We start from the raw sequence: 4,294 nt of genomic DNA, 5'->3' as shown, positions 1-4,294 counted from the left end.
GCGTCAATTTCAGTTTCAGAATCAGTAAGTACATCAGTTTCAGTTTCAAACTCAACAAGTACCTCAGTTTCAGCCTCAGATTCATTAAGTAATTCGGTGTCTGTTTCTGAGTCAACAAGTACCTCAGTGTCTGCATCAGATTCATTAAGTAATTCAGTCTCAGTGTCTGAGTCAGCAAGTACGTCAGTTTCAGTTTCAAACTCAACAAGTACTTCAGTGTCAGCGTCAGATTCCTTGAGTGCATCAGTGTCTGTTTCTGAGTCAACAAGTACGTCCGTTTCAGCTTCAGATTCCTTGAGTACATCAGTGTCTGTTTCTGAGTCAGCAAGTACCTCAGTTTCAGCGTCAGATTCATTAAGTACTTCAGTCTCAGTTTCTGAGTCAACAAGTACGTCAGTTTCAGTTTCAAACTCAACAAGTACCTCAGTTTCAGCGTCAGACTCATTGAGTGCTTCAGTTTCAGTTTCAAACTCAACAAGTACGTCAGTGTCAGCCTCAGATTCACTAAGTACATCAGTCTCAGCATCAGACTCCTTGAGTGCATCAGTGTCTGTTTCTGAGTCAACAAGTACGTCAGTTTCAGCGTCAGATTCATTGAGTACATCGGTCTCAGTTTCTGAGTCAACAAGTACTTCAGTGTCAGCCTCAGATTCATTAAGTGCCTCAGTATCTGTATCAGAATCAACAAGTACTTCAGTTTCAGCGTCAGACTCACTAAGTAATTCAGTCTCTGTTTCTGAGTCAGCAAGTACCTCAGTTTCAGCCTCAGATTCATTAAGTACTTCAGTCTCAGTCTCTGAGTCAACAAGTACTTCAGTGTCAGCGTCAGATTCATTGAGTGCCTCAGTATCTGTATCAGAATCAGCAAGTACCTCAGTTTCAGCGTCAGACTCATTGAGTACTTCAGTTTCAGTTTCAAACTCAACAAGTACGTCAGTGTCTGCATCAGATTCACTAAGTACATCAGTCTCAGCATCAGACTCCTTGAGTGCATCAGTGTCTGTTTCTGAGTCAACAAGTACGTCAGTGTCTGAATCAGATTCATTGAGCACTTCGGTTTCAGTCTCTGAGTCAGCAAGTACGTCAGTTTCAGTTTCAAACTCAACAAGTACTTCAGTCTCAGCCTCAGACTCACTAAGTAATTCAGTGTCTGTTTCTGAGTCAACAAGTACGTCAGTGTCAGCCTCAGACTCATTAAGTAATTCAGTCTCAGCCTCTGAGTCAGCAAGTACCTCAGTTTCAGTCTCAAACTCAACAAGTACTTCAGTGTCAGCCTCAGACTCACTAAGTAATTCAGTGTCTGTTTCTGAGTCAACAAGTACTTCAGTGTCAGCCTCAGACTCATTGAGTACATCGGTCTCAGTATCTGATTCATTAAGTAATTCAGTGTCTGTTTCTGAGTCAACAAGTACATCAGTTTCAGCGTCAGACTCATTGAGTACATCAGTCTCAGCATCTGAGTCAACAAGCACGTCGGTGTCTGCCTCAGACTCACTAAGTACATCAGTCTCAGTTTCTGANTCAGCATCTGAGTCAACAAGCACGTCGGTGTCTGCCTCAGACTCACTAAGTACATCAGTCTCAGTTTCTGAGTCAACAAGTACGTCAGTGTCTGCGTCAGATTCCTTGAGCACTTCAGTTTCAGTCTCTGAGTCAACAAGTACGTCAGTCTCAGTATCTGATTCATTAAGTACTTCAGTCTCGGTTTCTGAGTCAACAAGTACTTCAGCGTCAGCCTCAGACTCATTGAGTACTTCAGTGTCAGCCTCAGACTCCTTGAGTGCCTCAGTCTCAGTTTCTGAGTCAGCAAGTACCTCAGTTTCAGCGTCAGACTCATTGAGTGCCTCAGTATCTGTATCAGAATCAACAAGTACTTCAGTGTCTGCATCTGATTCATTAAGTACTTCAGTTTCAGTCTCAAACTCAACAAGTACATCAGTTTCAGCGTCAGACTCATTGAGTACTTCAGTGTCAGTATCTGAGTCAACAAGTACATCAGTGTCTGCATCAGGTTCATTAAGTAATTCAGTATCTGTATCAGAATCAGCAAGTACTTCAGTTTCAGCGTCAGATTCATTGAGTAATTCAGTGTCTGTTTCTGAGTCAGCAAGTACCTCAGTTTCAGCGTCAGACTCATTGAGTACATCAGTCTCAGCATCTGAGTCAACAAGTACGTCAGTTTCAGCCTCAGATTCATTGAGTGCGTCAGTGTCTGTTTCTGAGTCAGCAAGCACGTCAGTTTCAGCGTCAGATTCCTTGAGTGCGTCAGTATCTGTATCAGAATCAGCAAGCACTTCAGTTTCAGCGTCAGATTCATTAAGTAATTCGGTGTCTGTTTCTGAGTCAACAAGTACCTCAGTTTCAGTCTCAAACTCAACAAGTACTTCAGTCTCAGCCTCAGATTCATTGAGTACGTCAGTGTCTGTTTCTGAGTCAGCAAGTACATCAGTGTCTGCATCAGATTCATTAAGTAATTCAGTGTCTGTTTCTGAGTCAACAAGTACGTCAGTGTCAGCCTCAGATTCATTGAGCACTTCAGTTTCAGTGTCTGAGTCAACAAGTACGTCAGTCTCAGTATCTGATTCATTAAGTACCTCAGTCTCAGTATCTGATTCATTAAGTACCTCAGTCTCAGTTTCTGAGTCAACAAGTACGTCAGTTTCAGCATCAGATTCCTTGAGTGCGTCAGTATCTGTATCAGAATCAGCAAGCACTTCAGTTTCAGCGTCAGATTCATTAAGTACATCAGTGTCTGCATCAGATTCATTAAGTAATTCGGTGTCTGTTTCTGAGTCAACAAGTACGTCAGTTTCAGCTTCAGATTCACTAAGTAATTCGGTGTCTGTTTCTGAGTCAGCAAGCACGTCAGTTTCAGCATCAGACTCATTGAGTACTTCAGCTTCAGTTTCAAACTCAACAAGTACTTCAGTTTCAAACTCAACAAGTACTTCAGTTTCAGCATCAGATTCATTGAGTACATCAGTTTCAGTATCTGAGTCAACAAGCACGTCCGTTTCAGCTTCAGATTCATTGAGTGCGTCAGTGTCTGTATCTGAGTCAGCAAGTACATCAGTTTCAGCCTCAGACTCATTGAGTGCGTCAGTATCTGTATCTGAATCAGCAAGCACGTCAGTTTCAGCATCAGATTCATTAAGTAATTCGGTGTCTGTTTCTGAGTCAACAAGCACGTCCGTTTCAGCTTCAGATTCACTAAGTAATTCGGTGTCTGTTTCTGAGTCAGCAAGCACGTCAGTTTCAGCGTCAGATTCATTAAGTAATTCGGTGTCTGTTTCTGAGTCAGCAAGTACATCAGTTTCAGTCTCAAACTCAACAAGTACGTCCGTTTCAGCGTCAGATTCATTGAGTAATTCAGTGTCTGTATCTGAATCAACAAGCACCTCAGTCTCAGCATCAGATTCATTAAGTACATCAGTTTCAGTCTCAAACTCAACAAGTACTTCAGTTTCAGCATCAGATTCATTGAGTGCGTCAGTGTCTGTTTCTGAGTCAGCAAGTACATCAGTCTCTGTTTCAGAATCAACNTCAGCATCAGATTCATTGAGTGCGTCAGTGTCTGTTTCTGAGTCAGCAAGTACATCAGTCTCTGTTTCAGAATCAACAAGTACTTCAGTTTCAGCGTCAGATTCCTTGAGTGCGTCAGTATCTGTATCAGAATCAGCAAGTACGTCAGTTTCAGTTTCAAACTCAACAAGTACGTCCGTTTCAGCATCAGATTCATTGAGTGCGTCAGTGTCTGTTTCTGAGTCAACAAGTACTTCAGTGTCTGCCTCAGATTCATTGAGTACATCAGTCTCAGTCTCTGAGTCAACAAGTACGTCAGTCTCAGCATCTGATTCATTAAGTACATCAGTCTCAGTTTCTGAGTCAACAAGTACTTCAGCGTCAGCCTCAGACTCATTGAGTGCGTCAGTATCTGTATCTGAATCTGCAAGCACCTCAATCAGTGTGAGTGAGTCCGTTTCAACAGCACATTCACAATCAGACTCAGCATCAGAATCAGATTCACGTTCAATGAGTATCTCAACGTCAGAGTCAATCAGTGCTTCAGAATCTGTTTCAGTCCGTAAGTCAACGGATGATTCAGAATCCATCTCTGCGTCATTGTCAGACTCAATGTCAACCTCAAACTCAACTGAGTCAGACAGCATGAGTGCAAGTGCTTCAGAATCTGTTTCAAAAGTAACCTCAAACTCAGTTTCAGAATCCGTTTCAACATCAGATAGCTTCTCAACGAGCTTGTCAGATATTGTTTCCGATTCACACATTGATGGTT

The sequence above is a fragment of the Streptococcus thoraltensis DSM 12221 genome, assembly GCF_000380145.1.
In the GTDB taxonomy this organism is placed as follows: domain Bacteria; phylum Bacillota; class Bacilli; order Lactobacillales; family Streptococcaceae; genus Streptococcus; species Streptococcus thoraltensis.
This window is presented reverse-complemented; position numbering follows the sequence as displayed.